The 25,220-nt window shown below is 47.7% G+C and carries 22 protein-coding genes and 2 pseudogenes; 11 read left to right on the top strand and 13 right to left on the bottom strand.

What is annotated here, in order from left to right; translation table 11 throughout:
* Positions 1–33 precede the first annotated feature (33 nt).
* Complete coding sequence (gene lpxD / locus SPI9445_RS0114710; RefSeq protein ID WP_017305528.1) at positions 34–1,062, bottom strand: UDP-3-O-(3-hydroxymyristoyl)glucosamine N-acyltransferase; 1,029 nt, start codon at positions 1,060–1,062, stop codon at positions 34–36.
* Between the two features lie 24 nt (positions 1,063–1,086).
* Here lpxD and SPI9445_RS0114705 point away from each other — a divergent pair, with 24 nt between their 5' ends.
* Together SPI9445_RS0114705 and SPI9445_RS0114700 are read left to right on the top strand one after the other, a co-directional pair.
* Entirely contained in the window at positions 1,087–1,665 is a 579-nt protein-coding gene (locus SPI9445_RS0114705; protein WP_017305527.1) for a TerD family protein, read from the top strand.
* A 145-nt stretch (positions 1,666–1,810) separates the two neighbouring features.
* Positions 1,811–2,416: a TerD family protein gene (locus SPI9445_RS0114700; protein WP_017305526.1), complete on the top strand. Its 606-nt coding sequence runs from the start codon at positions 1,811–1,813 to the stop codon at positions 2,414–2,416.
* Positions 2,417–2,538: 122 nt separating this feature from the next.
* Here SPI9445_RS0114700 and SPI9445_RS32150 read toward each other — a convergent pair.
* Together SPI9445_RS32150 and cysK are read right to left on the bottom strand one after the other, a co-directional pair.
* Positions 2,539–2,691: pseudogene (locus SPI9445_RS32150) on the bottom strand (RNA-guided endonuclease TnpB family protein); the annotation flags it as partial.
* 280 nt (positions 2,692–2,971) lie between these two features.
* Positions 2,972–3,937 (bottom strand): cysteine synthase A, encoded by a 966-nt coding sequence (gene cysK, locus SPI9445_RS0114690; RefSeq protein WP_017305524.1) that lies wholly within the window; start codon positions 3,935–3,937, stop codon positions 2,972–2,974.
* A gap of 302 nt (positions 3,938–4,239) precedes the next feature.
* Here cysK and SPI9445_RS0114680 point away from each other — a divergent pair, with 302 nt between their 5' ends.
* Positions 4,240–4,656 carry a bacteriohemerythrin gene (locus tag SPI9445_RS0114680; RefSeq protein WP_052646640.1) on the top strand — a complete coding sequence of 139 codons (417 nt, stop codon included), beginning with the start codon at positions 4,240–4,242 and terminating at the stop codon, positions 4,654–4,656.
* A 219-nt stretch (positions 4,657–4,875) separates the two neighbouring features.
* Here SPI9445_RS0114680 and SPI9445_RS0114675 read toward each other — a convergent pair whose 3' ends face one another.
* Positions 4,876–6,558, bottom strand: a complete 1,683-nt coding sequence (locus SPI9445_RS0114675; protein WP_017305521.1) for a DUF3685 domain-containing protein — start codon at positions 6,556–6,558, stop codon at positions 4,876–4,878.
* Complete coding sequence (locus tag SPI9445_RS0114670) at positions 6,551–7,900, bottom strand: sensor histidine kinase (protein WP_017305520.1); 1,350 nt, start codon at positions 7,898–7,900, stop codon at positions 6,551–6,553. The genes SPI9445_RS0114675 and SPI9445_RS0114670 overlap by 8 nt, the downstream gene beginning before the upstream one ends.
* A 409-nt stretch (positions 7,901–8,309) precedes the next feature.
* Here SPI9445_RS0114670 and SPI9445_RS31430 point away from each other — a divergent pair.
* The 3 genes and pseudogenes from SPI9445_RS31430 to ppc form a co-directional block, all read left to right on the top strand.
* Positions 8,310–8,624, top strand: a pseudogene (locus SPI9445_RS31430) (DUF3155 domain-containing protein); the annotation flags it as partial.
* Positions 8,625–8,998: 374 nt separating this feature from the next.
* Complete coding sequence (locus SPI9445_RS0114660; protein WP_017305518.1) at positions 8,999–9,202, top strand: hypothetical protein; 204 nt, start codon at positions 8,999–9,001, stop codon at positions 9,200–9,202.
* Between the two features lie 194 nt (positions 9,203–9,396).
* Complete coding sequence (ppc, locus tag SPI9445_RS0114655; protein WP_026079808.1) at positions 9,397–12,483, top strand: phosphoenolpyruvate carboxylase; 3,087 nt, start codon at positions 9,397–9,399, stop codon at positions 12,481–12,483.
* A 189-nt stretch (positions 12,484–12,672) separates the two neighbouring features.
* Here ppc and SPI9445_RS0114650 read toward each other — a convergent pair whose 3' ends face one another.
* Entirely contained in the window at positions 12,673–13,203 is a 531-nt protein-coding gene (locus tag SPI9445_RS0114650) for a hypothetical protein (protein WP_017305516.1), read from the bottom strand.
* A gap of 78 nt (positions 13,204–13,281) precedes the next feature.
* Positions 13,282–15,321, bottom strand: a complete 2,040-nt coding sequence (locus SPI9445_RS0114645; protein ID WP_017305515.1) for an FAD-dependent oxidoreductase — start codon at positions 15,319–15,321, stop codon at positions 13,282–13,284.
* Between the two features lie 284 nt (positions 15,322–15,605).
* Between SPI9445_RS0114645 and clpS the strand changes: the two genes are divergently transcribed.
* Both clpS and SPI9445_RS0114635 read left to right on the top strand, forming a co-directional pair.
* Positions 15,606–15,899: an ATP-dependent Clp protease adapter ClpS gene (gene clpS / locus SPI9445_RS0114640; protein ID WP_017305514.1), complete on the top strand. Its 294-nt coding sequence runs from the start codon at positions 15,606–15,608 to the stop codon at positions 15,897–15,899.
* On the top strand, positions 15,899–16,186 hold the full coding sequence (locus tag SPI9445_RS0114635) for a DUF2103 domain-containing protein (protein ID WP_017305513.1): 288 nt from the start codon (positions 15,899–15,901) through the stop codon (positions 16,184–16,186). The genes clpS and SPI9445_RS0114635 overlap by 1 nt, the downstream gene beginning before the upstream one ends.
* Before the next feature lie 106 nt (positions 16,187–16,292).
* On the opposite strand, the gene SPI9445_RS0114630 is transcribed toward SPI9445_RS0114635, so the two are convergent.
* Positions 16,293–17,636, bottom strand: coding sequence for a UDP-N-acetylmuramoyl-tripeptide--D-alanyl-D-alanine ligase (locus tag SPI9445_RS0114630; protein WP_017305512.1), 1,344 nt, complete (start codon positions 17,634–17,636; stop codon positions 16,293–16,295).
* A 513-nt stretch (positions 17,637–18,149) separates the two neighbouring features.
* Here SPI9445_RS0114630 and SPI9445_RS0114625 point away from each other — a divergent pair.
* The 3 genes from SPI9445_RS0114625 (at position 18,150) to SPI9445_RS0114615 (ending at position 20,295) form a co-directional block, all read left to right on the top strand.
* The gene (locus tag SPI9445_RS0114625; protein ID WP_017305511.1) at positions 18,150–19,334 is read left to right on the top strand and encodes a hypothetical protein; all 1,185 of its coding nucleotides are present in this window, start codon (positions 18,150–18,152) and stop codon (positions 19,332–19,334) included.
* A 128-nt stretch (positions 19,335–19,462) separates the two neighbouring features.
* Positions 19,463–19,816, top strand: a complete 354-nt coding sequence (locus SPI9445_RS0114620) for a hypothetical protein (RefSeq protein ID WP_017305510.1) — start codon at positions 19,463–19,465, stop codon at positions 19,814–19,816.
* A gap of 5 nt (positions 19,817–19,821) precedes the next feature.
* Positions 19,822–20,295 (top strand): CRR6 family NdhI maturation factor, encoded by a 474-nt coding sequence (locus tag SPI9445_RS0114615; protein ID WP_017305509.1) that lies wholly within the window; start codon positions 19,822–19,824, stop codon positions 20,293–20,295.
* An 86-nt stretch (positions 20,296–20,381) separates the two neighbouring features.
* Here SPI9445_RS0114615 and SPI9445_RS0114610 read toward each other — a convergent pair whose 3' ends face one another.
* From SPI9445_RS0114610 to SPI9445_RS0114590, 5 genes are read right to left on the bottom strand one after another with little or no spacing between them, the layout of a single operon-like run.
* Positions 20,382–21,413 (bottom strand): hypothetical protein, encoded by a 1,032-nt coding sequence (locus SPI9445_RS0114610; protein WP_017305508.1) that lies wholly within the window; start codon positions 21,411–21,413, stop codon positions 20,382–20,384.
* A 2-nt stretch (positions 21,414–21,415) separates the two neighbouring features.
* Positions 21,416–21,967, bottom strand: coding sequence for a J domain-containing protein (locus tag SPI9445_RS0114605; protein ID WP_017305507.1), 552 nt, complete (start codon positions 21,965–21,967; stop codon positions 21,416–21,418).
* Positions 21,968–22,018: 51 nt separating this feature from the next.
* The gene (locus SPI9445_RS0114600; RefSeq protein WP_017305506.1) at positions 22,019–23,377 is read right to left on the bottom strand and encodes a GTP-binding protein; all 1,359 of its coding nucleotides are present in this window, start codon (positions 23,375–23,377) and stop codon (positions 22,019–22,021) included.
* Positions 23,374–23,907 (bottom strand): SMC-Scp complex subunit ScpB, encoded by a 534-nt coding sequence (scpB, locus tag SPI9445_RS0114595; RefSeq protein ID WP_017305505.1) that lies wholly within the window; start codon positions 23,905–23,907, stop codon positions 23,374–23,376. Before scpB ends, SPI9445_RS0114600 begins: the two co-directional genes overlap by 4 nt.
* A gap of 40 nt (positions 23,908–23,947) precedes the next feature.
* Positions 23,948–24,817, bottom strand: coding sequence for an ABC transporter ATP-binding protein (locus tag SPI9445_RS0114590; RefSeq protein ID WP_026079803.1), 870 nt, complete (start codon positions 24,815–24,817; stop codon positions 23,948–23,950).
* Between the last annotated feature and the right edge of the window lie 403 nt (positions 24,818–25,220).

Here is a 25,220-nt window from a genome sequence, read left to right as displayed (position 1 = left end):
CCGGGAGCTTCAGCGAATACCTGCTGAGGCACCCTACACCTGTCTTAGTTTCTTATACATTTCTGGCAAACGATTGTAAACCGCCGAAATTTTCAACCAGAGTTTATTGGGGATGGCGGGGGTGCCTGAGACAATTTGTTGAGGGGGGACATCTTTATGTAGGCCCGATTGTGCTGTGGCGATCGCACCCTCCCCGATTGTCACCTGATTAGCCACTCCTACCTGTCCAGCTAGAATAACCTGATTTCCTACCTTCACCTGTCCCGACAGTCCCGCTTGAGCCGATAAACTACAATTGCTTCCGATTTTGCAACCGTGACCAATTTGTACTAAATTATCTAATTTAGTATTAAACCCAATGCGCGTTTCTCCCATCGGGGGGCGGTCAATGGTCGTATTACACCCCACCTCAACCTGATCTTCTAACACCACAATCCCTCCCTGTTCCATCTTGAACCACCCTTGGGGAGAGACGACAAAGCCGAATCCTTCTCCTCCCACACAACAACCACTATGGAGAACACAACGAGAACCGATCTGTGTTCGTTCCTCTACCGTACAGTTAGCATGGATGGTGGTATCTGCGCCAATGCTTACACCGGGGTAGATTACACTGTTGGGGAAAATACAAACGCGATCGCCCACTGTACACCCTTCCATAATCACCACATAGGCCCCAATGGACACATCTTGCCCTAACCTGACCGTGGGATCAATCACCGCCGTGGGGTGAATCTGAGGCTTAGGACGGTAAGGTTGATAAAAAAGTGCGATCGCCTCCGCAAATAATAGACGAGGACTAGCCGTAGCCATCCAAGCAATCCCCCGTTCACTCGCCTGTTTTTGCAATTCTTCATCAAGGGGTAAAATCAAAGCACTTGCCGCCGTATCCTTCACCCAACGGCGAAACTTCCCCCCCTCAACATAGCTGAGAGAATGTTCCGTTGCTTCATCCACGGATGCCAGACTGAGAATTTGAGGGTTACAATCAGGATAGGAGTCCAAGCTACTCCCTTGTAAGCGTTCAGACTTTAATTTGTTTACAATTTCGTCAAATCTCATTGTTGTACATTCACTCAACATAAAATGACCTCAATCTCACTCAAAAAAGGACAACGAGTCTCCCTCGAAAAAATCGCCCCCGGTTTAGTTGCTGTCTTCGTCGGTTTAGGCTGGGACGTAAAACGCACCGACACAGGCAAAAGTTTTGACCTTGATGCTTCCGTCTTCCTATTAGGCTCGAACGAGAAACTTCTCTCCGATAAACATTTCATTTTCTACAATAACCTAGCCAGTCCAGATCCGGATCAATCGGTTAAACACATGGGCGATAACCTCACCGGAGCCGGAGAAGGAGATGATGAGGCTATTATTATTGACCTGCGCAAAGTCCCCGCCGAGATAGCCAAAATTGTCTTTACAATCACGATTTATGAAGCAGAAGAACGGGGGCAAAGTTTCGGTCAAGTTGAAAATGCTTTTGTCCGTTTAGTAGACGTGCAAACCAAGCAAGAAATCTTGCGTTATGACCTCTCAGAAGACTACTCCATTGAAACAGCCATGATCATTGCTGAATTGTATTTAAAGGATGGAGAATGGCGCATGAATGCCGTCGGAGAAGGCTATCAAGGAGGATTACAAGCGTTACTAGATCGTTATAATTAGCAGAATTAGCAGGATTAACACCATTAACCTAAAGTTGGGCGCAAGTATTGCGCCCCCACTTTGAGAACCCCGGTTTCGTTAGCGTCATAACACAAATTGAAGATTAGGCATAGACCTTGCACCCCAACAAAAGGATAATACAAAAATGGCAATTAATTTACAGAAAGGACAACGAATTTCTTTAACAAAAGAAGCTCCCGGTTTAACACAAGTGATGTGCGGTTTAGGCTGGGATGTTCAACAAGGAGGGGGATTATTAGGCATTTTTCAAAACCGACCTGATTTTGATTTAGATGCTTCGGTCATTTGTTTAGCACAAGGGGATCGTTTTGTCAACAAACAAGATTTAGTTTATTATGCGAATTTGCGACATTCTTCTGGGGCAATTATTCATTTAGGAGATAATTTGACCGGAGAAGGAGAGGGAGATGATGAACAAATTTTAGTTAACTTAACAAAAGTTCCTGATTCAATCGTCAAGTTAGTTTTTACCGTGAATATTTATAAATGTCGAGAAAGAAAGCAAGATTTTGGACAAGTTAAGAATGCTTTTGTTCGATTAGTGAACTCAAAAAATCAGCAAGAAGTAGCCCGTTATAATCTGTCAGGCTCTGATTATCAAGGGATGACAGGATTAATTTTAGCCGAGCTAGAACGGCGAGAAAAAGATTGGGGAATGACGGCAATTGGCAAGGGAATTGAAGTAGATGGTTTAGGGGAATTAGTGGCTCTTTATCAACGCTCTCGTTAAATGCTATCTCCAGCCAGTCCTAAATCGTTTGGGGTAGAGGGAATTCACGAATTCCCCCTAGGCTATGGGTTCAAACTCCAATTTTCAATCATTGTCATCAACAACAAACAAGTTTTCGGCATCTAAAACATAGTCTTTTTTGACACTCCCCGCTCTTGCATAGACGGGGATTCTTTGTTCATAGAGACTGCTTGCTTCAATAGAATTTCTTCTATCAAAGTCTTGGCATTCTCTCCCCAAGCTTTAGATCCCGTATGTCCTACGGTACTTAATCCTTATCAATGGCAGAGAGTGATTTTTTCCTCAATAACTGGGCTGTGGTTGATAACCAAAGGGTATATAGCCAGCCTATCTGAGTCGTGCAAAAAATGCTCGCCTACAATCCAGATAGGACAATAGCCCAGAGTTCACATCTCATTAGGACTAGCTATAATCAGCATCATAAAGGCTTTTTTTGGGTTGTCATAGGATAAATAGGGTTTGCTGAATAACTCCGAGAGTCGGGAATAGGGAATAGGTAATAGGGAATAGACATCTCCCCCTCTCCCCTGCTCCCTATTCCCCAAGATCAACCACTTCCGGGGTAGGTAAATCCTTAAATAAAGGAGTGCTTAAATAACGTTCTCCGAAACTGGGCTGAATCATAACAATTAACTTGCCTGCATTTTCCGGTCGTTTGGCCAGTTGGAGTGCGGCAGATAAGGCCGCACCACTGGAAATTCCGGAGAGGAGGCCTTCTTCTCGCGCTAAACGACGACTATAGGCGATCGCCTCATCATCAGAAACCGTGATCACCTCATCGAGTAATTCCGTCTGTAAAACCGGGGGAATAAACCCTGCACCAATCCCCTGAATCTTATGGGGGCCGGGGTTTCCACCGGAGAGAACCGGACTATTCGTGGGTTCTACTGCGATCGCCTTTAACTCCGGTTTCCGTTCCTTCAAAACCTGTGCCGTTCCAGTAATAGTTCCCCCAGTCCCCACCCCTGCCACAATGAGATCCACCTTCCCCTCCGTATCTTGCCAAATCTCCTCAGCCGTCGTTTCTGCGTGGATTTTGGGATTGGCCGCATTATTAAACTGCTGCAACATATAAGCATGGCTCACCGTATCCACAATTTCCTGCGCTCGTCGAATGGCTCCTTTCATCCCTTCTCCCCCCGGAGTCAATTCCAACTGAGCGCCATAAGCTTGTAACATCGCTCGTCGTTCCAAACTCATGGTTTCCGGCATAGTGAGGATTAAAGCATACCCCTTCGCCGCCGCAACCATTGCTAAACCAATCCCAGTATTCCCAGAAGTGGGTTCAACAAGGATCGTTTCTCCGGCCTTTATTAATCCCTCCTGTTCGGCCGCTTCAATCATACTCACACTGATCCGATCTTTCACCGAGGCTGTGGGGTTCATCCCCTCTAATTTCACCAAAATTTCCGCCACACATCCTTCCGCCTGGGGAATACGATTTAAACGCACGAGAGGAGTTTTCCCAACTAATTCGGTGATATTATTGGCAATGGTCATAGCTTTTATCCTGATCCGGTTAATTAACGCTACAGTTCAAGTCAACTCGCACTTTTTCACCCTTGATACAGTGAATGAGAAGGAGTCAATTGGCGAGTTTTCAGATCATGTTTTGACTGAAGCGCTATTATTTTACCGCGACTATTACAGTATTTATATTAACTTTATTTAAATAAAGTTGAATCACTATATAGCCAATATAAGATTACGCCAAATATCTTAAATTTTTCTGTAATTTCCACACAAGACAGAATGGAATTTTTATGATTTCCTTAATACCCCTTCTAATCAAATGAGACATTATGCCAGCTTGGAATGATTCAATGAAGATCGGAATTCCTGAAATTGATCAGCAACACAAACAGTTGATTGATCAAATGGATTTATTAGTGCAAGCATTGCGCAATAATCAGGGCAAGGCAGAAGTACAAAAGATTGTCTCTTTTTTGGGTGTTTATGTGAACGAGCATTTTGGTTTTGAGGAACAGTGTATGCACCGCTACCACTGTCCTGTAGCCTCTCAAAATAAAAATGCTCATCAGAAGTTTATCCAGAACTTACAAGAAATTCAAGCCGAGTTAAAAAATAATGAACCTAGTCTTTTAGTTGTTTTAAAAGTTAACGAAAATCTACTAGATTGGTTTATCAATCATATTCGCAAGATTGACACTCAATTACAACCCTGTATGATGAGTGATCTGTCATCTTCTCGGGAATAGGGAGCAGGGGAGCAGGGGAATAGTGGCTAGTGAATAGCCAAAACTCTTTTATTTTAGGGAACGGGGAACGGGAAGCAATAGGTAATAAGTCTTAATTCCTTGTCTCCCTCTCTCCCCCTCCCCCTGATTCCCTAGGGCGCAAGCATTGCGCCCCTACACCGACTCCCGATTCCCTTAACTTCTAACTTTGGGTCTTAACTTGTCAAGATTGCTCCTCTCCTATTCCCGCATTCGTTCCCGTCGATAGCGGGTTTCTTGCACCACATTTCCTAACCCTTGAATCATTCCTCGACCAATTAACCCAATCCCTTTGCCAATCACTTGGGTTAATACATAAACGACACCACTTCCGAGGAAAGAAACCACCGCACGGACACGGGGAGCAACGGCATCCCGTCCTTCTAAAATAATGGTCACGAACCAAGGAATCCCTTCTAACTGTTCTAATTCCTGTAAACGGGGGGCATAAATGGGGGTAATTTTTAACTGGCCTCCCTCTAGGGTATATAAGCGATATTGACTCTCAAAAATAGCTTTCGGGTTTTCTAAATACCTATCCTGACGGTAACGCCAAGATAAATTATTCCGAAAGCGGGCAATTTCTCGGGAGGAGAGAAATTGGCGTTCATAGAGGGTATATTTTAAGCTTTCTAGTTCGGCAAATTGGTTTAGGGTGAACTGCATCACTCCGTTAGCCACTTGTAAAATTAAATGATCTAATAATTGACTAGCGCGGGTTTTGGCTTCGGGAGATTCGGGACGATAGGGAACATTTTCCACTAATAAGGGACTGTCAAATAATAAGTAGGAGAGCAAATCTAAACTTAGGGGAATTCGACCTAAACAGTTCTCTTCAATGGCGGGGGTATTCTGAACAATACAATCAAATAAAGGGCGATTGTTCCACTCGCTAATGTAGGGACTCAAGAAGGAAAGGGCGGATTTTTGCCAGAGTTCTCGTAAGATTAAGCCCTTTTGGTTGGCTAACTCGTTTGGGGTAACTTTTAACAATTCTAAATCTTCTAGAATTTCTTCTAATTGCTTCACGACACGATAGATCAGTTCTTGTTGTTTCTCTCGTTTCAAGATTTCTAATTCTAAGCAAATCGCTGTAGAATTTTGTAAACCAAAGGCGAGTTTTTGTAAGAATTGATCTAATAAACTGGGGGCTGGGGTGAGAGCTCCGGGGGCATCGTTGAGGGGGATGGGGTGATTATCGGCGGTTTGGGGGGGCTCCGGGGGTAGGGAGGGCTGCATCACAATTTCAACGGGGAGCAGTTGATTCACTAACCAGCGAGCGGTTTTGAGTTCCCGTTGTCGCCCTTGCCAGAAAAACCAATCCCAAGCGGGGAGATTTTCCCGGTTCAGTTGTTGACTGACTTGGTTGAGGGTGTTTTCAATTTGCCTTAAGCCGGAGGAACGGAGATTATATAACCAACGGGGGGGTTTTTGGGGGGTGGGAAGGGCGGGAGGTTGGGGGGAAAGGTTGGGCCAGTGGGGGGTTCCGGTGGCGAGTTGGCGGATGGTGTCGGTAATTTGGGCGATCGCACTCCCTTTAGGCAAATAGCCGCTAATCCCCCGTTGTTGCAGGACTTGGAGCAGTTGCGGTTCTTGATAGCGCGATAAAAACAAGGTGGCCCCTCGTTCCTGTTGGCTGAAGGCGTTTAACCAATCATTCACCCCCTGACCCTCTTCTAAGTTTAAGTCAAAAATCAGCACCCAGACCTGTTGGGAAGCGTCAGGATTGGGGGCTAGGAGGTCACGGAGCGCGTCTAATCCTTGGGATGGGTCAATTTGTCCTATCACCTCTAAATCGGCTTCTGAGGCTAAAGCCGTGGCTAACCCTAGGCGAAAAATAGGGTCAGGGTCAATTAACAACAGGGCAATCTGAGAGTCAGTCATTCCGAGATGGGGCAGAATTAAACAAGGGCAACCAAAGAATCACACTGGTTCCCGGTTGGGTGGCAGAGGGAGGTTGCAGTCCGAGATGGGGGTTAGGCTGACGAGGACTGATGACCTCAATTTTACCCTGCATTTGGTCGAGCAGTTCTTTCACAATGGCTAGACCTAATCCGGTGCCTGGAATTTTTCCCTCTGCTTGTACTCCCCGATAGTGCCGTTGGAAAATTTGTCCTTGGTCTAGGGGGGGAATTCCTAATCCTGTATCATGAATGGCGACCCCCTGATAAGTGCCTTGGGGGGTAATCTCGGTTAAGCCTGCTTCTACGGCTACACCGCCCTTGAGGGTGTATTTCAGGGCATTATCCAGTAGGTTACTCAATACTTCCCGCAGGGCTTTGCCATCGGCTAGAATGGGCGGGAGATGGGGGGGGAGGTGGGTAAACCATTGTAGGTTTTTCTCTTGGGCGATCGCACTAGCCGATAATACAAGGGGGTCGAGAATCTCCAATAGCTGCACCGGAGCTAATTCTAACCTCGCCCCCGGTAGGAGGGAAACGGGACGGGAAGACTCGGCCCGGAGGACTTTTTGCGTGGGGGTAAGTTGGGTTTCTAGCTCCTTCCCATACTGTTCTAAGCCCTGTAATAACTCTTGCAGGCGATCGCTTTCTCGGACAATACTTTGAGCAATTTTATAGTTGCGATCCTCGGGTAAAAAGCGTTTCAGCAATAATTTACTGAACGTCCTTAAAGCCGTCATGGGATTGCGAATCTGATGGAGCAGATCATCAAGACGATCCGTTTGTTCTCCCATGTAGCGCAGACGCTGGTCTAATTGCTCATGAACTCCTCGGGACTGACGATCTAAAAAACAAGCAATGGCTAAGGTCTGCGCGACTTTCTCCAGTTGGGATAATTCCGTCTCACTCCATCCCTCCTCTTCCCGTCGCGTCACTAATACCCCTAACACCTCATTGTTGTGTAGTAACGGCAAAACAATCTGTTGCTGTCCTGTCAGGGGGAAAGCTATAGACGACTTCACCAAAGCCCTAGATGAGGTGGGCTGAGAAGGGGCTAGCTCGCTCAGGAAGACCCCCGCAGGCAGCAAAAGGTTCTTTGCGGAAATCTGGGATTGGGGCTTCTGGGGCATTCTAGAAGGATTGGGTACAGGTTTCGCTGTAGCACCCTCGGGGTACACCACCACCTGAACTAATTTGGGGTTAATACCCTCCACCCACTGTTCTGTCAAATACACCGCACAGGACACTACATCAAAGCTCTGGGCTAAAAGTGCCAGTTGAGCTTGACACAGGTTAACAAATTCACGACTGCCAGAAAGAGACATATTACTAGGGGAGATTGAATTTCACCCGGCCAAGAATACCCAAAACACGGCCTTTGAGATTGGTTGCAGAAGGGAGGGTCGGTTCAAAACGGATGACCACTACAAATTATAGGACTATAAATTTTTCGTAAGAATCTGCCATTTTTGGGGATCAACCCCAAAGTAATGAGCTATCATACTTTAATAGACTCAACACACCCCAAACTTTTTCCCTGAAACCCTTGATTTTTTTGCCCAAAGCAGATATACTAGGCACGGCTTTTGTAACTATTATTACATAATATGTTAGCCGAAACGGGTCTTAAACCAAAACAGGTGTTAGGCCTAGATGGGTGTTAAAGCAACACAGGTGTTAAAGCAAAACAGGTGTTAAAACAACACAGGTTAACCAGAATAGGAGGTAAGCAGATTGGCAAGAAAACGTAAGCGCAAAAGTCGTCGTCGCCAAGAAGGACGCAAGATTCTGGAGCTAGTCCCTCAGTATAACCTAGAAAGTGGTGAAGATAAACCCGTAACAGCCGCACGCAAGTATATTGCTTCAGAAGGGATAACCCCTCCGGCGTTATTAATTGTTAAGCGAAACGAGCATACCACAGATCGTTATTTCTGGGCGGAAAAAGGGCTATTCGGAGCGCAATATGTGGAAGAAAATCATTTTCTCTTTCCCAGTTTACGTCTAATAGCACCACAGAATAATTCCAGTACTCCAGTGAGGGTGTCTCAAGGGTCGAGTTCTCAAGTACAAAGCTCCCAAACTCAAAATACCCAAACTCAAAATACCCAAACTCAAAATACCCAAACTCAAAACACCCAAACTCAAAATACCCAAACAAAAAGCGCAGTGGCCCCGGTGGTTACATCTCTAGGCAGCCGCTAACGCTCAAAACCCTTAATTTAGAAAGAAAAAACGAAGGCGATTCGATTTTTCATCTCCCCACTTTACCAGAAAATGGCAAAGTGGGGTATTAACATCTGAGGAATGATTAAACGATGAGGGATGACGGGTAAAATATCCGGGTTAAAATAGCTTAAACGCTTGATATTGTTAGGATTTTTTTGAATCTGAAGAGAATCTTTAGTTTTTTAGGGTAAGAAACCGTGAAACAACAGGATACTTGGATAGCTCCGGAATGGTTAGTAAGTGCTGGGGTGCTTCCCCTTTTGTTGGGAGTGGTGGTAATGGGTGAAGTGCTGCAACGCCTACAGGATCTCGGAGAAGTGGGGGAGGAGGTGTTTCGAGGCGATCGCCTTCCGGTTCTCCCCTTCCCTGAACATCAGCACCAGAGAGAGAAGGGGGAATAGGGAATAGGGGGGAAGAGGGATTAGGGATTAGTGCTGGAGGCCATAGGAAATAATTCTTAATTTCCCGACACCCCACACCCCACACCCCAAAATTGTCTGCAAACCTTAAAGGATCACCTTCAAAATCGACCCAGACGCGCCACAACACCGTAAAATCATAAATTAGATTGATGTTATAAGACCAGAACACCATTATGAGTTCGCTTCTCCAATCGTCTGACCCAGCATTAACCGTCCCCTCCTCGTCAATGCTGCTTTTGCGTCATCGCCTCAAACTGATTGAGGATTTATGGGAGTCGGTGTTAGAGTCGGAGTGTGGAACAGAATTAGTCAGTCTGTTGCGTCAACTGCGTACGATGTGTTCCCCCGAAGGACAAACCACGAATTTAGATCAATCGGCCGTCCTGAAATTGGTTGAACGTCTTGACCTCAACGAAGCGATTCGTGCTGCCCGGGCTTTTGCGCTGTATTTCCAATTAATTAACATCCTTGAACAACACTACGAACAACGGGAACAGCGACTCTCCCGCAGTGCGACTTATAAAGGGCTACAACAAAAGGTCAAAGAGACTAAAACCTCTAGCGATAAGGGTAAAGCAGGAGATTCCGAGGAAAAATCAAGTCCTGTGGGTTGGGAACAACTCGAACGGAGTTGGCAGGATACCGATCCCACTCCTCAAAAAGCGGGTACATTCCAGTGGCTATTCTCCTATCTGTATCGCCAGAATATGCCCCCCCAAAAGATCCAGCGTCTGATTGATAATTTAGATATTCGTTTAGTTTTTACGGCACACCCGACGGAAATTGTCCGGCACACCATCCGACGCAAACAGCGCCGGGTTTCTACTATTTTGCGTCAACTCGACCGGGCAGAGGAGGCTTTTCGGGGGGTGGGGTTTGATAATTCTTGGGAAGCAGAGACAGCCATTGAGCAACTGTATGAGGAAATTCGCCTTTGGTGGCGGACTGATGAACTGCACCAATTTAAACCCACGGTGTTAGACGAGGTGGATTACACCCTGCACTACTTCCAAGAAGTGTTATTTGAAACCATCCCGGAACTCTCAGAACGCTTGCAACAAGCCCTGAAAAGTACGTTTCCCCATTTACGCCCTCCCCAAAACAAGTTCTGTTATTTTGGCTCTTGGGTGGGCTCCGATCGGGATGGCAACCCCTCCGTGACACCCCAAGTTACTTGGTCAACGGCCTGTTATCAACGGGATTTAGTGCTGGGGAAATATTTGCAGTCCATTGAAGAGTTAAGCAATATTTTGAGTTTGTCCTTGCACTGGAGCAATGTGTTACCGGAACTGTTGGACTCATTAGAACAGGATCGCGCTCATTTGGGGGATGTTTATGAGGAGTTGGCGATTCGCTACCGTCAGGAACCCTATCGCTTGAAACTGGCTTATATTCAAAAGCGATTAGAAAATACTCGCGATCGCAATCGTAGTCTGGCCAATGCTGACTTTTACCAAATGCAAGCCCTAGAGGAAATTAATCCCCGCACCATTTACTATTCTGGGGAGGAATTTCTAGCCGAATTGCGCCTGATTCAGCGCAATATGCAGGAAACCGGGCTAGGTTGTCGGGATTTAGAACGGTTAATTGCCCAAGTAGAAATTTACGGCTTCTATCTGGCTCACTTGGATATTCGCCAAGAGTCTCCTCGTCACGCGGAAGCGATTAACGAGATTGCTGAGTATTTGCAGATTTTGCCAAAACCCTATGAGGAATTAACCGAGGTAGAACGTCAGGAGTGGTTAGCGGCGGAACTTTTGACCCGTCGCCCCCTCACGCCCCCAGAAATGCCGTTCTCCCAACGGACTCAAGAAACTGTAGAAACCTTCCGGGTGGTGCGTCGTTTACAAAAAGAGTTCGGGTCGCAAATTTGCCAAACCTATGTCATTAGCATGAGCAATGATGCCAGTGATGTGTTGGAAGTGTTGTTACTCGCCCAAGAAGCCGGACTGTATGATCCCGCGACCGGGAAGAGTAGCCTAAAAATAGTGCCGTTGTTCGAGACAGTGGATGATTTGCAACGAGCGCCCGGAATTATGCGATCGCTCTTTGAACTAGACCTCTACCGCGCGGCCTTAGTGGGGGGGTATGAAGCCCTCAAAACCTTTGAAAGTTCCCCCACGGATCATCCCTTCTCCCCTCGGCCCCACTCCCAACCCTTACAGGAAGTGATGTTAGGCTACTCCGACAGTAACAAGGACTCCGGTTTCCTCAGCAGTAACTGGGAGATTCACAAAGCCCAAAAAGCCCTACAAAAGCTAGCCAATGAATACGGGTTTGCCCTGCGCATTTTCCACGGTCGGGGGGGATCCGTTGGTCGAGGTGGGGGACCCGCTTATGAGGCCATTCTCGCCCAACCCAACGCCACCATTGAGGGACGGATTAAGATTACGGAACAGGGGGAAGTGTTGGCATCTAAATATTCCTTACCGGAATTGGCACTCTATCACCTAGAAACCGCTTCTACAGCCGTGATTCAAGCCAGTTTATTGGGCAGTGGGTTTGATGATATTGAACCCTGGAACCAGATTATGGAGGAATTCGCGGCGCGATCGCGGGAATGTTACCGGGCGCTGATTTACGAACAACCGGACTTTATTGATTTCTTTATGTCTGTCACCCCCATTCAAGAAATCAGTATGTTACAGATTAGTTCTCGTCCGGCCCGTCGAAAGTCCGGGAAAAAAGACCTCAGTAGTTTACGGGCGATTCCTTGGGTGTTTAGCTGGACTCAAAGCCGTTTTCTCTTGCCCGCTTGGTATGGGGTGGGGTCTGCCTTACAAAGTTTCCTTGATGAAGAACCGGAAGAAAACCTCAAATTACTGCGCTATTTTTACTTAAAATGGCCGTTCTTTAAGATGGTGATTTCTAAAGCAGAAATGACCCTCGCGAAAGTCGATTTGCAAATGGCACATCACTACGTCAGTCAACTCTCGGCACCGGAGGATTTAGAGCGGTTTAACCGTTTATTTGACCAAATTTCCGAGGAATATCAACGGGCGAAACGGATTATTCTCACCATTACGGGTCATCAACAATTGTTAGATGGCGATTTAGAACTCCAACGGTCGGTACAGTTGCGCAACGGGAATATTGTTCCCTTGGGCTTCTTACAAACCTCCTTGTTGAAACGCCTGCGGGAATACAACCGTCAAGGTCCCACGGGAGTGATTCACTACCGTTACAGCAAGGAAGAGTTGTTACGGGGTGCCTTACTGACCATTAACGGGATTGCTGCGGGAATGCGTAATACGGGTTGAGGGAGGAGCTTAATTAGGGCTTGCTGAATCAGTCCGAGAGTTGGGGAATCGGGAATCGGGAATCGGTGTAGGGGCGCAATGCTTGCGCCCTAGGGAGTCGGGGGGAGGGGGAGAGAGGGAGACAAGGAATTAAGACTTATTACCTATTACCTCACCCCTGTTCCCTGTTCCCCGTTCCCAAGTGCTACGTCACTCACTGGCCACTAAACGATAACGCCAACGCTGGCTAGCTTCAAAAGATCCCACCCAAACCTGATAAGTTCCGGCTTCCCAGTTTGTATCTTGTACACTCGCATCCTCTCCTGAACCGCCATCATCGCCACAGCGTATCGTGTTATTGGGGCCTTGAATCACAAGGGTTGTATCCTTGCCCCCACTATGAACCGTTAAGGTCAAACGGTCTAGATTTTCTTCTAAAATCATCAGATGATCGGGAGTGGGGGAACCAAAACCTAAACATGGGTTGCCGTGGCGATCGCGTGGAGCAATATTCGCCAAGGAAAACGCCCCGCCAGTGCTGCCTGTCACTTGACCACTGATCTGTTCCCCCTCTCGGGCTAAATGTAAGGGGGCAAAATTGGCCTGTTGTGCTAAAACGGGTAAACTTCCGACCAACAACAACACAGACCAACCTAACCCATAACGGACATGACGAGAAAACATCATCCGTTCCTCCACAATAAGACGACCTAGCAGTTGCAAAAACTGCCTTTCTTCCATTGTGGCATTTTTAGCTAGGGCTTGCTGAATAACTCTACTTCTTCCCGACTCCCGATTCCCGGACTGATACGGAGAGCGTCAACGCCAACCATCCCAATCCAAATTGAAAATTGACGTATCCGGAAAAGCTGTAGGATTCCCTTGACTCGCTAACCGGGATTGTAGGAAACGCAACATCGGGTTAGAACGGGGCAGAGTTGCCACCATTTGATAGGGGAACACCCCCTCACTGAGCGCAACATCCACGGTAGCGGCGGCCGCCGCCCCCACAGACCATTCAAAAGAATGCACCCGATAGGCGGCGGCGGCGGTGTGGCTGGTGGCGATGCTTTTCCCAGCAACCAGGAAATTATCTAATTTTTGGGGAATCATCGCCCGTAAGGGGATTTGGGCGGGGTAAGTAGTGCCTTGACCTTGGCGGGTGCCTTCTCGTTCCCGATTGCCCGGTGCTTCTGGGGGATATTCGGCCATGCAGGGGTGAAAGTCAATGTTGTAGTGGGAAATGCCTACCGCGTCGGGGTAAATGGTGGAACGGGTGCGCCGGGAAATTTGGTCAATGGGAAGAATCCCTTCTATGGCGGCAACTCCTTCAAGGCCAGCAAGTCTAGTCCACAAAACCCGATACATTTCGGGGGGCAGGTTTTCCCGGTAATACTCATCCCGGTAGTTCCGGGCGGAAATATCTAGCTCACTGACGGTGAAGCCTTGGGGATGACCTAACATGGGGCGACCAATAATCCGCCGTCCTTCCCGAATGTAGGGGTATTTCGAGAGGCCGTGAACGGTTCCCATGGGGGAGGTTAATCCGGTGAGGTAACGATGGGTGGGGTCCGGTTCTTTTACCCCATCTCCTAGTTGGGAGTCGGTGGTTCCGATGACGAGCCAATAAAAGAAGCCAATGGCGTGTTCTTCCCCTCGTCTGAGGGTTTCGGTGCGCAGGCCGCCTAACCAGCCTCCCTCGCTCAGTTGTCCGGTGGCGGCTAACTGTTCTCGGGTCAAGATTAGGTTATCTCGGGAGGTGCCGGGGCGGTAGTCGTTGCCCCAGGTCCAGTTCTGCATGGAAATATCGCCGGGGGTGACGGCGCTCCAACGGATGCCGCCGAAGCTGGCGGGTTCTCCGGTGGTGGGGCTCCAAATGCGACGATAGGTGAAGAGGAGGTCTACATTGGCGAAGCGGGGGAGTTCGTAACTGTAGTAAGGGGCGTAACGGGGGTAAAAGTCGGGGATCTCGTAGGTTTGGGGTTCGGCCATTTTTTCCATGGCGAAGGTGTAGGTAAACCCTTGGGTACAGTAGGGATCTCCGGTGATGCTGCTGGAGGAGGGTTCGTCGGGGGAAAGGGGGTCAATGCCGACGCGGTAGGGAACATCGGCGAGGGCGATGATTTCTCCGGTTTCGGTGGCATCGATGACGTACCAATCGGCGGGGCCGGGCTTTTTGAGGGTTTGGGGGATAAAGTGCAGGATGGTTTTATCGAGACGGGGGGAGTTTTCGTAGGTGTAGGTGTCTTCGATGATTTGGGAGAGGGGTTCGCTGTTGAGGGGTGGGGTGTTGGTGACCCGGCGGTGTTGTATGGCGATCGCACGGGTAATCTGATTTCCCGCTTCGTTATAGGCCAGGTCTTTGATGACGGTGTTGGGAAACCATTTCAATGTACCTCTTCCCCGTCGTTCAGCAGCGCGCAGTTGAGCGGTGAGCAGTTGATGAGCATCAAGGGGTAGGAAGCAGGAAAGACTGACCCAGCACTCACCGGGATTGAGGCGACCATATTTCCGTTCTACCCGTTGCCGAAAGTTATTGTAGCCTCGGGGGAAAAAAAGGCGCGATCGCTGTTTGTTTTTTTCATCCAGTGCCGAGGTGCCTTGGGAGGAGATTTGTCCCCCCACCCAGTCGGTAATTTCGGTCATGCAAACAGTCCGCCCGGCCAGTAAGCTTTCATAGGCCGTCGCCGCCCCCGCTAATCCGCCCCCAATGACCAAAATTTCGCAGTCTACGGTCTGATCCGGGCTACGGGGTGGGGTGGACTCAACCGGAGCGCTCAAGCCCTGCCAAAGCAGAATACTGGCGGGTAGAGCGAGGATTTTACACCATGAGAGGGGGGATGAGAGGGAAAAACGCATCGGTTGAAAAACTGGGGTTATGAGAGGGGTGGGTAGCGAAAAGATAAAGAAATTGTTAAAAAGAATAGAGGATATATAAGAAAAGGGAAATAGACCCTAGGAAGGGGATCAGGATTTTCGGCGGGTTTCAAGGGTTAACGAGGAAAGTTACTCTTTAATCCTCTAAGGATTGGGGGCTAATTCCCCCTCTAGACTGTTGCGTTGTGATTCTGTTCCCGATGTCTTTTGCCCTAAATTAAGCCGTACTATTACCACTAAGAGGAGTTTTTAGAGCAGTCACGCCTATGACTACTAGCCCCACTGTCAGCCCAACCCAATCGAGCCAAGTTGCCCGTAAACCTTACCCGAACTATAAAGTAATTGTGCTAAACGATGATTTTAATACCTTTCAGCACGTTGCAGAGTGCCTCATGAAGTATATTCCGGGCATGACGAGCGATCGCGCTTGGAGTTTGACCGAACAAGTCCATTTTGAGGGACAAGCTATCGTCTGGGTCGGTCCCCAAGAACCGGCCGAACTCTACCACCAACAGTTAAGTCGAGCGGGATTAACAATGGCCCCTCTGGAGGCCGCCTAATGGGTAAATCTTCCGGTCGTCTAGTCTGGAACCATTCCACCCACATCCCCGGCTTAATCCCCATTCTAGAGCGGTTAGTCGATTGGGAAGGGATCAACACTGTAACCCCGGGGGTGATTAGTCGTTCTAAAGGTCACGCCCCCGCGCTCAAGTTGCGGGTGTCGGTTCCCATTCGTGGGGGTTACAAGGTCATTGCTCGTCAAGGGAAAACGGTCCAAGAGGTGTTTTTTGTCACGGAGTTAAGTCAAGGGGAGTTAGAGGGGGCGATTCAAGCTTGTATGCGTTGAAGGGAGCGGGGGAGCGGGGGAGAGGGGGAGAGGGGGAGACTAGAAATTAAGAATTATTCCCGATTCCCGATTCCCGACTCTCTCCCCCAACAGTAAGCCCTCATACTCAATTTTCAATGATTAATTGCACCACTTGACTTAAGCCCACCGAATTAGAGGCCTTGAATAATACCGTGTCCCCCGGTTGTAATAAATTTTTGAGGGCACTTAACAGTTCAGCGTGGGTGGTGTAGCGCTGCTGAGGGATTTGGGGGGCGGCCTGGGCGATCGCTTCTGCCTCGGGATCATCCACCAAAACCAAGAGATGATCTAGCTTTAAGTCTTGTACCATTTCCCCTACCCCCCGATGGAGAGCGGTCGATTGCTCCCCTAACTCCTTCATTGTCCCCAATACCGCAATATGACGGGCTCCGGGGGTTTCCTTCAATAACCGCAACGCCGCAATCATCGACTCATAGCCCGCGTTGTATGTCTCATCTAACACCGTCACCCCTCCGGGCAAATCGTAGCGCTTCGCCCGGCCTCCCGGTAACTCCACCACTAAACCCCCCTGTAAGGGAGTCCAATCCACCCCTAACACCTTCGCCACCGTCAACGCGGCCAAAAAATTCGAGGCATTGTGTTCCCCCGGCAACGGTAAGGGTAAGCGCATCCCCTCCACCTCTAATCTTCCCTCCCGGACAATTCCCCGCACATCGCCCCCCCTCAGCCCATAGGTCACCGTTTCCCCCTGCCAGACCTGCGCCGCCGTTTTCATCAACCGCTCATTGTCGGCATTTAGCACCGCTACACTGGTTTTCGGCATGGTCGCTAGTAACTCACATTTGGCTTCTGCGATCGCCTGTTCCGACCCCAACAAGCCAATATGTGCCGTCCCCACGTTGGTAATTACCCCAATGGTCGGCCGAGCAATTTCCGTTAACTCCGCAATTTGACCCCGCCCCCGCATCGCCATTTCCACCACTGCATAATCATGGTTATTTGTCAAGCCTAACAACGTTTTCGGCACCCCAATTTCATTGTTATAGTTTTTCTCCGTCTTCAAAACCTCCCCCCGAGTCCCCAACACCGCCGCCAGCAACTCCTTAGTCGTCGTTTTGCCCACAGAGCCCGTTAGCCCAATCACCGGGAGGGTAAACTGTTCCCGCCACCACCGCCCAATCCTCTGATAAGCCGCCAGCGTATCCGCCACAGGCAACACCGGGAGTTTTCCCCCCCAGTCCACCCCCTGGGCAATCACCGCCGCCCTCGCCCCAGCCTGTTCCGCCGTCGCTAAAAAATCATGACCATCAAAACGCTCTCCCCGCAAGGCAACAAACAAATCCCCCGCCTTGAGGGTGCGGCTATCCGTCACCACGTTATTTATTTTTTGTGAGAGAATATTCTCAGAAGAAGTACAAGTTGTTCCCAGTAAATCAGCCAGTTGGTGTAAAGACAGTTCAGGAGTCATGATATGAAGTTAAAGCAAATCCGCTTTCATTGTATCGCCCTCAAGCCCCCAACCACTGGGCAAAACCCCTGTTTTTCGGTAGAATTGCCGAACTCAGAATCAGGGAAGTCACGTTATGATGGGGGTACAGTCAGGGATTTTAATGTTCAAGTTTTAGGGACTGGGCTGCCTTAAACTGGGCGAGTCAGCTATTATGGTACTTCCGCATCTACTGCGACTTAAAATCGGAAAACTCTCCGGTTGTCAGTCCCCGAACTCGAAAAAACAAGAAAGAGCAAAGCGTGACAAACTCCTGGGTTTTTGTCTCCTGTGTTGTTACCCCTTGTATTTTTTCAATGTGTTTTTTTCGTACATTTTCTTGTCAATCCTACACAGCCCTAATACATCATCATGTAAGGAGGGCTGACTAAAGTGCAAACCTTGGCAGACTGCTATTTACGACGAACGACAAAAGAGGAACAGCTGCTGTACGACCATTTGCTATACTTCGTACAGACAGAACCTGCACGGGAAATGATCGAGCGTTTCCGTCGCCTATTTATTGGGGGGCGCGACTATCAGCCTGTTGCGGTTCGTGCGGCTTTAGAAGATTTAGCTTGTCAAAAACAGATTGAGGGCGAATTTCCCTTTATTCTCAATCGTTGCTGTCATATTTTGATTAATCGTTGGCAAACAAACTCCAATACACGCTGGGCGATTCCGGAGTTAGTGGAAGTGTTCCGATTTATTCCCCCCGTGGGTACGGTGCAGTCTCGGGGAGCGCGACGGGTGCGCCAACTGTTATGGGATTTTCGGGAAACGGAACAGTATTTGACCTTACAGCGTTTAGCCCGGGTGATTGAACACACCCACGAAGAAAGCGGACAATTGCGCCCAGCGAGGGAACGCGATGGTAGTAATTTAGTGGGAACTTTAATTAATCGCTATCCCTATCTCTACGAACACTGTTTACTCTCTCAAGATAGCAGCTATGAACATCAGCAAACCGTCCGTCAAATTCGCGATCGCATTCAAAAGCAATTTGAACTAGACTTATCCCAGTTTGCCATGTATCAGATGCGTTCTCTCCAAACCGGGAAAAGTGGACGCATTATTCAGCCTGTCCCTAATCCTACCCTATTAAGTGATCAGGAACTGCAAAGTGCCTTGCATCAATTTGTGGGCAAAATCCAAGGCGACAGGACTCATTATGATCTCGCCAATAGTTTCCTAAAACAAAGTTTACGCACTTCCTCCTTTCGTCTATTTAAAGACGACCTCTATGATTATTTAATAGACTCCATTGATCCGCGCTACGGCAACCGCCAATTTAACGAGCGTCTCTATCAACAATTGCGGGATACTTTGACCCGTTACGATAGCCAAAAGCCGAATAATACCCTCCTTTTACGCACATCTAGCCACCTTTTGAACTTTTTAGTGGTGGAAAGTTTACAGCGTCCCAATCACTATATTTTTGTAGATTTAGTCACAAATTTAGGCCCCACCTCAACGGTAGTTTTATTATTAAAAATAACCTTGTTATGTAAACAGGTTAAGCCTTACTTAGAAAAGCGGTTTTCCATTTTATTTAACCATTACGAGGCCTCAGAAGAAGATGGCGTTCCTTGGTTGGTTAAATCGATGGAAAATATGCACATTGCTTTAAGTGTTCATTTTGGCTCAATTGATATTTCTTTCCTTAACCGTTTATTGTAGGGAATGATCTAGTATTGCTCTTTTATCTTCCCAAGGGAGTATAGCAATCCTAACCTAATTGTGATAGGGGTAATTCATGAGTTGCCCCTGCGGTTACGGTCAAAAAAAGTAACGATTTTCTCTCAAAAATGAAAAAGATTGACCAGATTTCTCTTAATGAAGGCGTCAAAACTACTCGCAGGAAGGAACAAATCCAAACCCAAAAAGAACAGGAGAGGCTAAAAGGGTATGAAGAATTGACCCTGCTTTGTCAAGTGGGCGAAATTGAGATGGCGCGACGGTTAGCGGGGAGAAATCCCCACTGGGGTTATACTGTTAATAATGGTTATGTCCAAGAAAGTGGTTATGAGCAGTTAGTAGAACTTTGTGAGGTGGGAGAAGTCGAACTTGCCCAAGAGTTAACGGAAGAAAATCCCCACTGGGGTTATATCATTGTTGAGGGTTTAGTTAAAAAACAAGAGCATAAGGAGAAAAAAGAATAAGGCAAATGAAAATAACAATTACGGCTGAACATATTTATAGGCTGGATATTTCCCCGGTACAACCTGTAATTGATGCGTTAAATCAAGGAAAAAAGGGGACAAATTTAGCCCAATCGGTTCAGCTAGAAATTGATTTTCCTCGGGAGGAAACAGACCCCCGGGAGCTATCAGAAATTCCCGAGGTTCGTTTGTGGTTTGTGCGCTTAGATGCGGTCTATCCTTGGTTTCCGTTTGTGTTAGATTGGGGGACTCAATGGGCGCGCTATGTGGCGATGTTGGTTCCGCACCAATTCCATCGGGCAGAGGGGATTCAATATAATCCCGAAGCGTTGGAAATTTTTGTTATGTATAAGGTGTTTGGCATTACCCACTGGTTAAACCAACGGGGGGAAGGAGCGACGGGGAAGGTTCAGGATATGATGCAGGTATTGGGCTATGAGGTGGATGAGGGGTTATTTAACCTGTTGGGAGAGGTTTAATATAAGCTCAAACCGTCTTCTACTTTTTCCACTTCCTCTACTGTCGCCTTCTGGTCATAGTTCAGCCAGTCAAGAATACCAGAACTTTAATCTTCACTTTCCGGTAATATCCGTTGGACTTGAGTCAATTTTAGCCTGAGAACTCTTTGCTTATTATGCAAGGTTAAGATTAATTTATGCTTTTCTGGATAGCGCCACTCCACATAATCAATGAAATCATAAATTGTACAAGTTTTTTGTGTTCCTCCATTCCATTGATGAAAATCTTCATGTAGTCTTTTGTCAATGGTTAAGATTTTATCTGGATCGGCGCTGAGAAAATGATATGCTTTTTTGTCATAAAGATGATGACCAACCAGTTCAATTCGTGGGTTATATTTATCTCTAACAGCACCCGTCACCTGACAAGTTTTTTTATCTCTATTTTTGGCAAAGTTCATAGCTTGATCAATCTGTTTTGGCTCTGGACAGGGTGCGATCGCCAGAAATTCTAATACCGGAGGAGCTACTTCACTCACCCGTTTACAATAAGCACGCCTCTCCTCTGAGCGCAATTTTAAGGACAATTCTATACTGAGTTTTTCTAAGCCAGACAACGAGAAAAACCTCGGCATTATGCCGTCATAATCCTCAAAATCTATATTTATTCTCATGGGATCATACGACTTTTGAATATCTCCAAACGCCTGCCTTAACCTTGATGAAGTTGTCATAAATATCCTGACTACATCGGTTCGACTAAGCCAATGACGTTCGTTCCTGAAAGCTAAAGAAGAACTATTTTCATACAGAGCCTTACGAATTTTGGAATCTATTTGATTGAGGTTATATTTATCTAGTAATACAATAACTCGTTTTAAGGAAATTTGAGTAGCATCACCGATTAAATCCAGGTAGTTGGCAATAGCTAAAGCTCCTTCACGGGAAAATATCCGAATTGGTTGTTGTTGATTTACATAATTTTGGATGACAAAATGCAACCATTCTTTGAGTTGAATACTTTCATCGGTTGATGCCTCTAAAAAATCCACTATTTCGTCTAAACCCTGTTGAGTTAGCCCTAAAGCCTCAGCCAATTTTATTTCTTCAATATAGAAAACTTCTCTATCAAAAGGCATCTTCAAAATCCAGCAATTATACTCTTGTACATATTTTCGACCTGCTCAAAAATAGCTCTATCACCCGTCACTAAATTGTCCGGATGATAAATTTTGGATAATTGATAGTAGGCAGTTTTGACATCATTCTTGGTAGCAGTTTTGGGATCTAGTCCAAATACCTGCCAGGGTTTAAAGTATTTAAAGATATCAATTCCATTAATACAACCATATCCCTCCTGGCTTTTCTCATGGGGAAGAATACCCACAAACTTTCGATAGAGTGTTTCCCAGGTTGGTTTTAAGCGGAAGTCTAACGAGTTCATGCCATCAGTCGCCATCCGGAAAGCACCAGATTTTTTCAACTCTGATGTATTCTTCACGCTAAACCGCTCATAAATAGCTTTTTTTAGCTCATAAATCGTCAGCGACTGAGCTTTCTTGCTTGACTTTTGCTGTGATATCTCCAAAACGAAATAAGCAAACTGCTCCAAAAGTTTGGAATCAATTTGCCTGACTTGAGCAAGACGATCTATCTCAGTTTTTACTTGTGGATCTAGAACTACTTGGGGCATAGGAGTACCACCACAACTTTATCTTATTAATCGCACCAAAATATTAGGATGTCAAGCTAGGGAAATTTCGTCTCTGAGGCGGTAGATGATAGTTTTTGGATCAATTTGGCCTAAAATCTCTTGAATGACGGTGCTTGCCCCCAATGCGCCCCAACTACAGCCTTTTTCGAGGTAGTCTTGAGCGGCTTTACCAATGATATAGGAGCCATAGCCTGCGATCGCACCTTGGAGGGCGGCGGTGGTGGCGTAGGTGGTGAGGGCGGCGGGGCCTTCGTTCAGGAAATGGCTGCTTTTGCTCAAGCTGAATAGGGCTGTGCTGGCCAGTTCGGCGAGGAAGAGGGTTCCGGCACTGGTGAGGATTTTGCTCAGGAGGGCGACCGCTTGGTAACTGGTCATGGGGAGGCCGTAGAGGCGGGCGAGGGCGCGAATTAGGGCGAGGTCAGCCCAGAGGCCGCCAAGGAGGTCAAGGAGGGCGATGGGGTTCAGGGCGACGACGAGGGCTTTGGTTTTGGCGTAGCGCCAGATGAGGGTTTCTGCTTCTTGGGCGCGTAGTTCAATGGTTTTACGGGCTAGACGCTGTTCGGCGGCTTGGGCTTGTAGGAGGGCGTTTAGGGCAAGGAGGGAACGGCCTTCTTGGTTAAGGAGGGTGAGAATCCGTTCTTGGAGGGGGTAAATTTGGGGGGGTGGGGTTTCGAGGGTTTCTTGAATTTGCCCGTCGGGCCACTCGATGCGGAGGGGGATGGGGGCTGGTTGGGCGGCCACCATTACGATGTCGTCGGGGGAGAGGAGGGTTTGGAGGGAGTGGGGGGTTTGGCTAGTGGTGGCGAGGGTTTGGAGTTGTTGGTAAATGGCGGTGCGATCGCATTCTGGATATAAGTCCACTTTATTAAATACCAGAATCAAGGGTTTCTGGGCTTGGCGCAACTCACACAGGGCCTCGTATTCGGTGCGGGTAATATCCCCGGCGACGATAAATAAAATTAAGTCGGCTTGTTGGGCGACTTCTTTGGCCATTTGCGCCCTCCCTTGCCCCTCAATTTCATCCAGGCCGGGAGTATCAATCAGTTCGACTTTGATTTTGCCCCCTAGGGGAGTCCAAGTCACGGAGCGAGGGTATTTGGTGACACCATGCAGAGGGCCAGTTTCGAGGAGATTTTGACCGATTAAACTATTCAGGACGGCGGATTTCCCCCGACTGACTAGACCAAAGGCAGCAATACAGAGGGCGTTTTGTTCGATTTTATCCAGCGCCCGTTTGAGGGTTTGCAGTTCTCCCCGCACGGCGGCCTGTAGTGTCTCGTTGGGGGCATAGTGGCCATGTCGTTGAAAGCTACTATACCAGGAGAGAGCTTGCTGGAGACTGGCGCGGGCTTGGTTATAGTGGGTTTCTTGGCTAGAGGGGGCTTTCATTCTTCTTCTCCCGAAGAGTGGGCTTGCAAAATTTGGGAGAGTTCGTCTACTTCAAAATACTGGTGAAACTTTGAGGTAATTTCTAACCAGTAGGAACGCCCTTCCGCTTGGCGACGTTTGCGCACAAAGCCGAATTGTACGAGTTCTTGCACCTGTTGATAGGCGCTACTCCCTCGGAGGTCGATCAGATCGGTTTGTAGGATGGGGGATTTTAAGGCGATCGCCGCCAACGTCCGCAGAGCGCCTGTTCCCAGTTCCGCCGGGACGAGATGGTGCATAAAATGCTGAAAGGTTTCCCGCAGTTGCAAGCTATAACCGCTTGGGGTTTCCACGATTTCTAGGGCGCTGTCTCGGTGGGCGTAATCATCCATTAATTCTAACAGAGCGTCCTTGATATCTTTCCCCCGACAGCCCATTTGTTCAGCAATGGCGGCTAAGGTCATGGGTTGACCTTTGAGGTATAAAATGGCCTCAATTTGGGTGGCTAATCGGGGGGAAGTGGTGAGATCGGGAATGGGCAGTTGTTTCATGGGCAAATAGCAAACAGTGGGGAAGAGGGCAAGTTACGGCCTAGTCTAGTTGGTGTCCGGTGAGTTGCACAAAAATATCCTCTAGGTTAGACTCCCGCACCACCATTCCGGTTTTGTCGGGCATTTGCTCAAAATATTCGTTCGCTTTGGCTAAGGTGGGGAAGAATATAGACTCACTGCGATTGCTACGCAACGTTTCACGAACGCCCACTTGTTTCATTACCAATCCCTCGCCATACTTGGCCTTAAATTCCTCAAGGGTGCCGAGTTCAATCAGTTTCCCACTGTCCATAATGCCAATGCGATCGCATAAAAATTCCACTTCTTCCATATAGTGCGTCGTCAACAACATGGTCATCCCTTGACGGTTCAAATCTCGGATAATTTCCCACAGACGGCGACGATTCTGGGGATCTAAACCAACTGTCGGTTCATCTAAAAACAGAATTTTCGGTTGGTGGAGTAAAGCGCGAGCGATTTGGAGACGGCGTTTCATGCCCCCAGAAAGGGTTTTCGCTAGGTCTTTGGTGCGATCGCTCAAATCCACATACTCTAGCCACTGTTCAATGCGTCGTTTCCGTTCAGGGTTGGGGATATGGTGCATCCTGCCGTGAAATTCCATATTTTCCCATACCGTCAGGTCACTATCCACACTCACCTGTTGTAACACAACCCCAATATTGCGCCGCACCTCTACAGGGTTCTGTTTTACCTCATGTCCCGCCACTTCAATATAGCCCTCGGTGGGTTGAGTGAGGGTGATAATCATGCGAATCGTGGTTGATTTCCCTGCACCGTTGGGGCCGAGGAGGCCAAACATTTCACCAGATTTGATTTCAAAGGAGAGATCATTCACCACAGGGACATGATTATAGACCTTCTGCACATTTTTCAGAGTAACTGCGCCCACGGTTTTCTTAGATCAAGATTACAGGCTTACATTATTAGCGATCGCCCCCATTTTCTGCAACTCCTCCCCCAACCCCTCAACACCTAGGGGGAATTCATGAATTCCCCTCACCCCAATACTCCTCATCGCTAATAGACCATAGCACTCCAGACAGTTTAGCGGGTTTTCTCCCCAACGGGTCGAACAAATGGTATCCCGAGTCGATCCATAACCGTGACTTGTGGTTAGACGAAACCAGTCGTTAAGATAGGGGTAGAAATTCTAACGCGCTCCGATTGGACATCTACCGATGCAATCCAGACTAAAATCAAATTTAACTCTTGGTAGATCACGGGACTGGTGATTGCCCTTGTCTTATGTTCAAATTTCCTCCGTCCGTTTCTTTCTGTTCATCCGTTTCTTT

It is taken from the genome of Spirulina subsalsa PCC 9445 (assembly GCF_000314005.1).
GTDB classification, from domain to species: Bacteria; Cyanobacteriota; Cyanobacteriia; order Cyanobacteriales; family Spirulinaceae; genus Spirulina_A; species Spirulina_A subsalsa.
Note: the sequence above shows the minus strand (reverse complement) of the source record. Positions and strands in the feature narration are given on the sequence as shown.

What these genes read in the sequence shown, in the direction of transcription:
- lpxD (WP_017305528.1), bottom strand. Translation starts at nt 1,062, where the DNA reads ATGAGATTTGACGAAATTGTAAACAAATTAAAGTCTGAACGCTTACAA.
- SPI9445_RS0114705 (WP_017305527.1), top strand. Translation starts at nt 1,087, where the DNA reads ATGACCTCAATCTCACTCAAAAAAGGACAACGAGTCTCCCTCGAAAAA.
- SPI9445_RS0114700 (WP_017305526.1), top strand. Translation starts at nt 1,811, where the DNA reads ATGGCAATTAATTTACAGAAAGGACAACGAATTTCTTTAACAAAAGAA.
- cysK (WP_017305524.1), bottom strand. Translation starts at nt 3,937, where the DNA reads ATGACCATTGCCAATAATATCACCGAATTAGTTGGGAAAACTCCTCTC.
- SPI9445_RS0114680 (WP_052646640.1), top strand. Translation starts at nt 4,240, where the DNA reads ATGCCAGCTTGGAATGATTCAATGAAGATCGGAATTCCTGAAATTGAT.
- SPI9445_RS0114675 (WP_017305521.1), bottom strand. Translation starts at nt 6,558, where the DNA reads ATGACTGACTCTCAGATTGCCCTGTTGTTAATTGACCCTGACCCTATT.
- SPI9445_RS0114670 (WP_017305520.1), bottom strand. Translation starts at nt 7,900, where the DNA reads ATGTCTCTTTCTGGCAGTCGTGAATTTGTTAACCTGTGTCAAGCTCAA.
- ppc (WP_026079808.1), top strand. Translation starts at nt 9,397, where the DNA reads ATGAGTTCGCTTCTCCAATCGTCTGACCCAGCATTAACCGTCCCCTCC.
- SPI9445_RS0114650 (WP_017305516.1), bottom strand. Translation starts at nt 13,203, where the DNA reads ATGGAAGAAAGGCAGTTTTTGCAACTGCTAGGTCGTCTTATTGTGGAG.
- SPI9445_RS0114645 (WP_017305515.1), bottom strand. Translation starts at nt 15,321, where the DNA reads ATGCGTTTTTCCCTCTCATCCCCCCTCTCATGGTGTAAAATCCTCGCT.
- clpS (WP_017305514.1), top strand. Translation starts at nt 15,606, where the DNA reads ATGACTACTAGCCCCACTGTCAGCCCAACCCAATCGAGCCAAGTTGCC.
- SPI9445_RS0114635 (WP_017305513.1), top strand. Translation starts at nt 15,899, where the DNA reads ATGGGTAAATCTTCCGGTCGTCTAGTCTGGAACCATTCCACCCACATC.
- SPI9445_RS0114630 (WP_017305512.1), bottom strand. Translation starts at nt 17,636, where the DNA reads ATGACTCCTGAACTGTCTTTACACCAACTGGCTGATTTACTGGGAACA.
- SPI9445_RS0114625 (WP_017305511.1), top strand. Translation starts at nt 18,150, where the DNA reads ATGATCGAGCGTTTCCGTCGCCTATTTATTGGGGGGCGCGACTATCAG.
- SPI9445_RS0114620 (WP_017305510.1), top strand. Translation starts at nt 19,463, where the DNA reads ATGAAAAAGATTGACCAGATTTCTCTTAATGAAGGCGTCAAAACTACT.
- SPI9445_RS0114615 (WP_017305509.1), top strand. Translation starts at nt 19,822, where the DNA reads ATGAAAATAACAATTACGGCTGAACATATTTATAGGCTGGATATTTCC.
- SPI9445_RS0114610 (WP_017305508.1), bottom strand. Translation starts at nt 21,413, where the DNA reads ATGCCTTTTGATAGAGAAGTTTTCTATATTGAAGAAATAAAATTGGCT.
- SPI9445_RS0114605 (WP_017305507.1), bottom strand. Translation starts at nt 21,967, where the DNA reads ATGCCCCAAGTAGTTCTAGATCCACAAGTAAAAACTGAGATAGATCGT.
- SPI9445_RS0114600 (WP_017305506.1), bottom strand. Translation starts at nt 23,377, where the DNA reads ATGAAAGCCCCCTCTAGCCAAGAAACCCACTATAACCAAGCCCGCGCC.
- scpB (WP_017305505.1), bottom strand. Translation starts at nt 23,907, where the DNA reads ATGAAACAACTGCCCATTCCCGATCTCACCACTTCCCCCCGATTAGCC.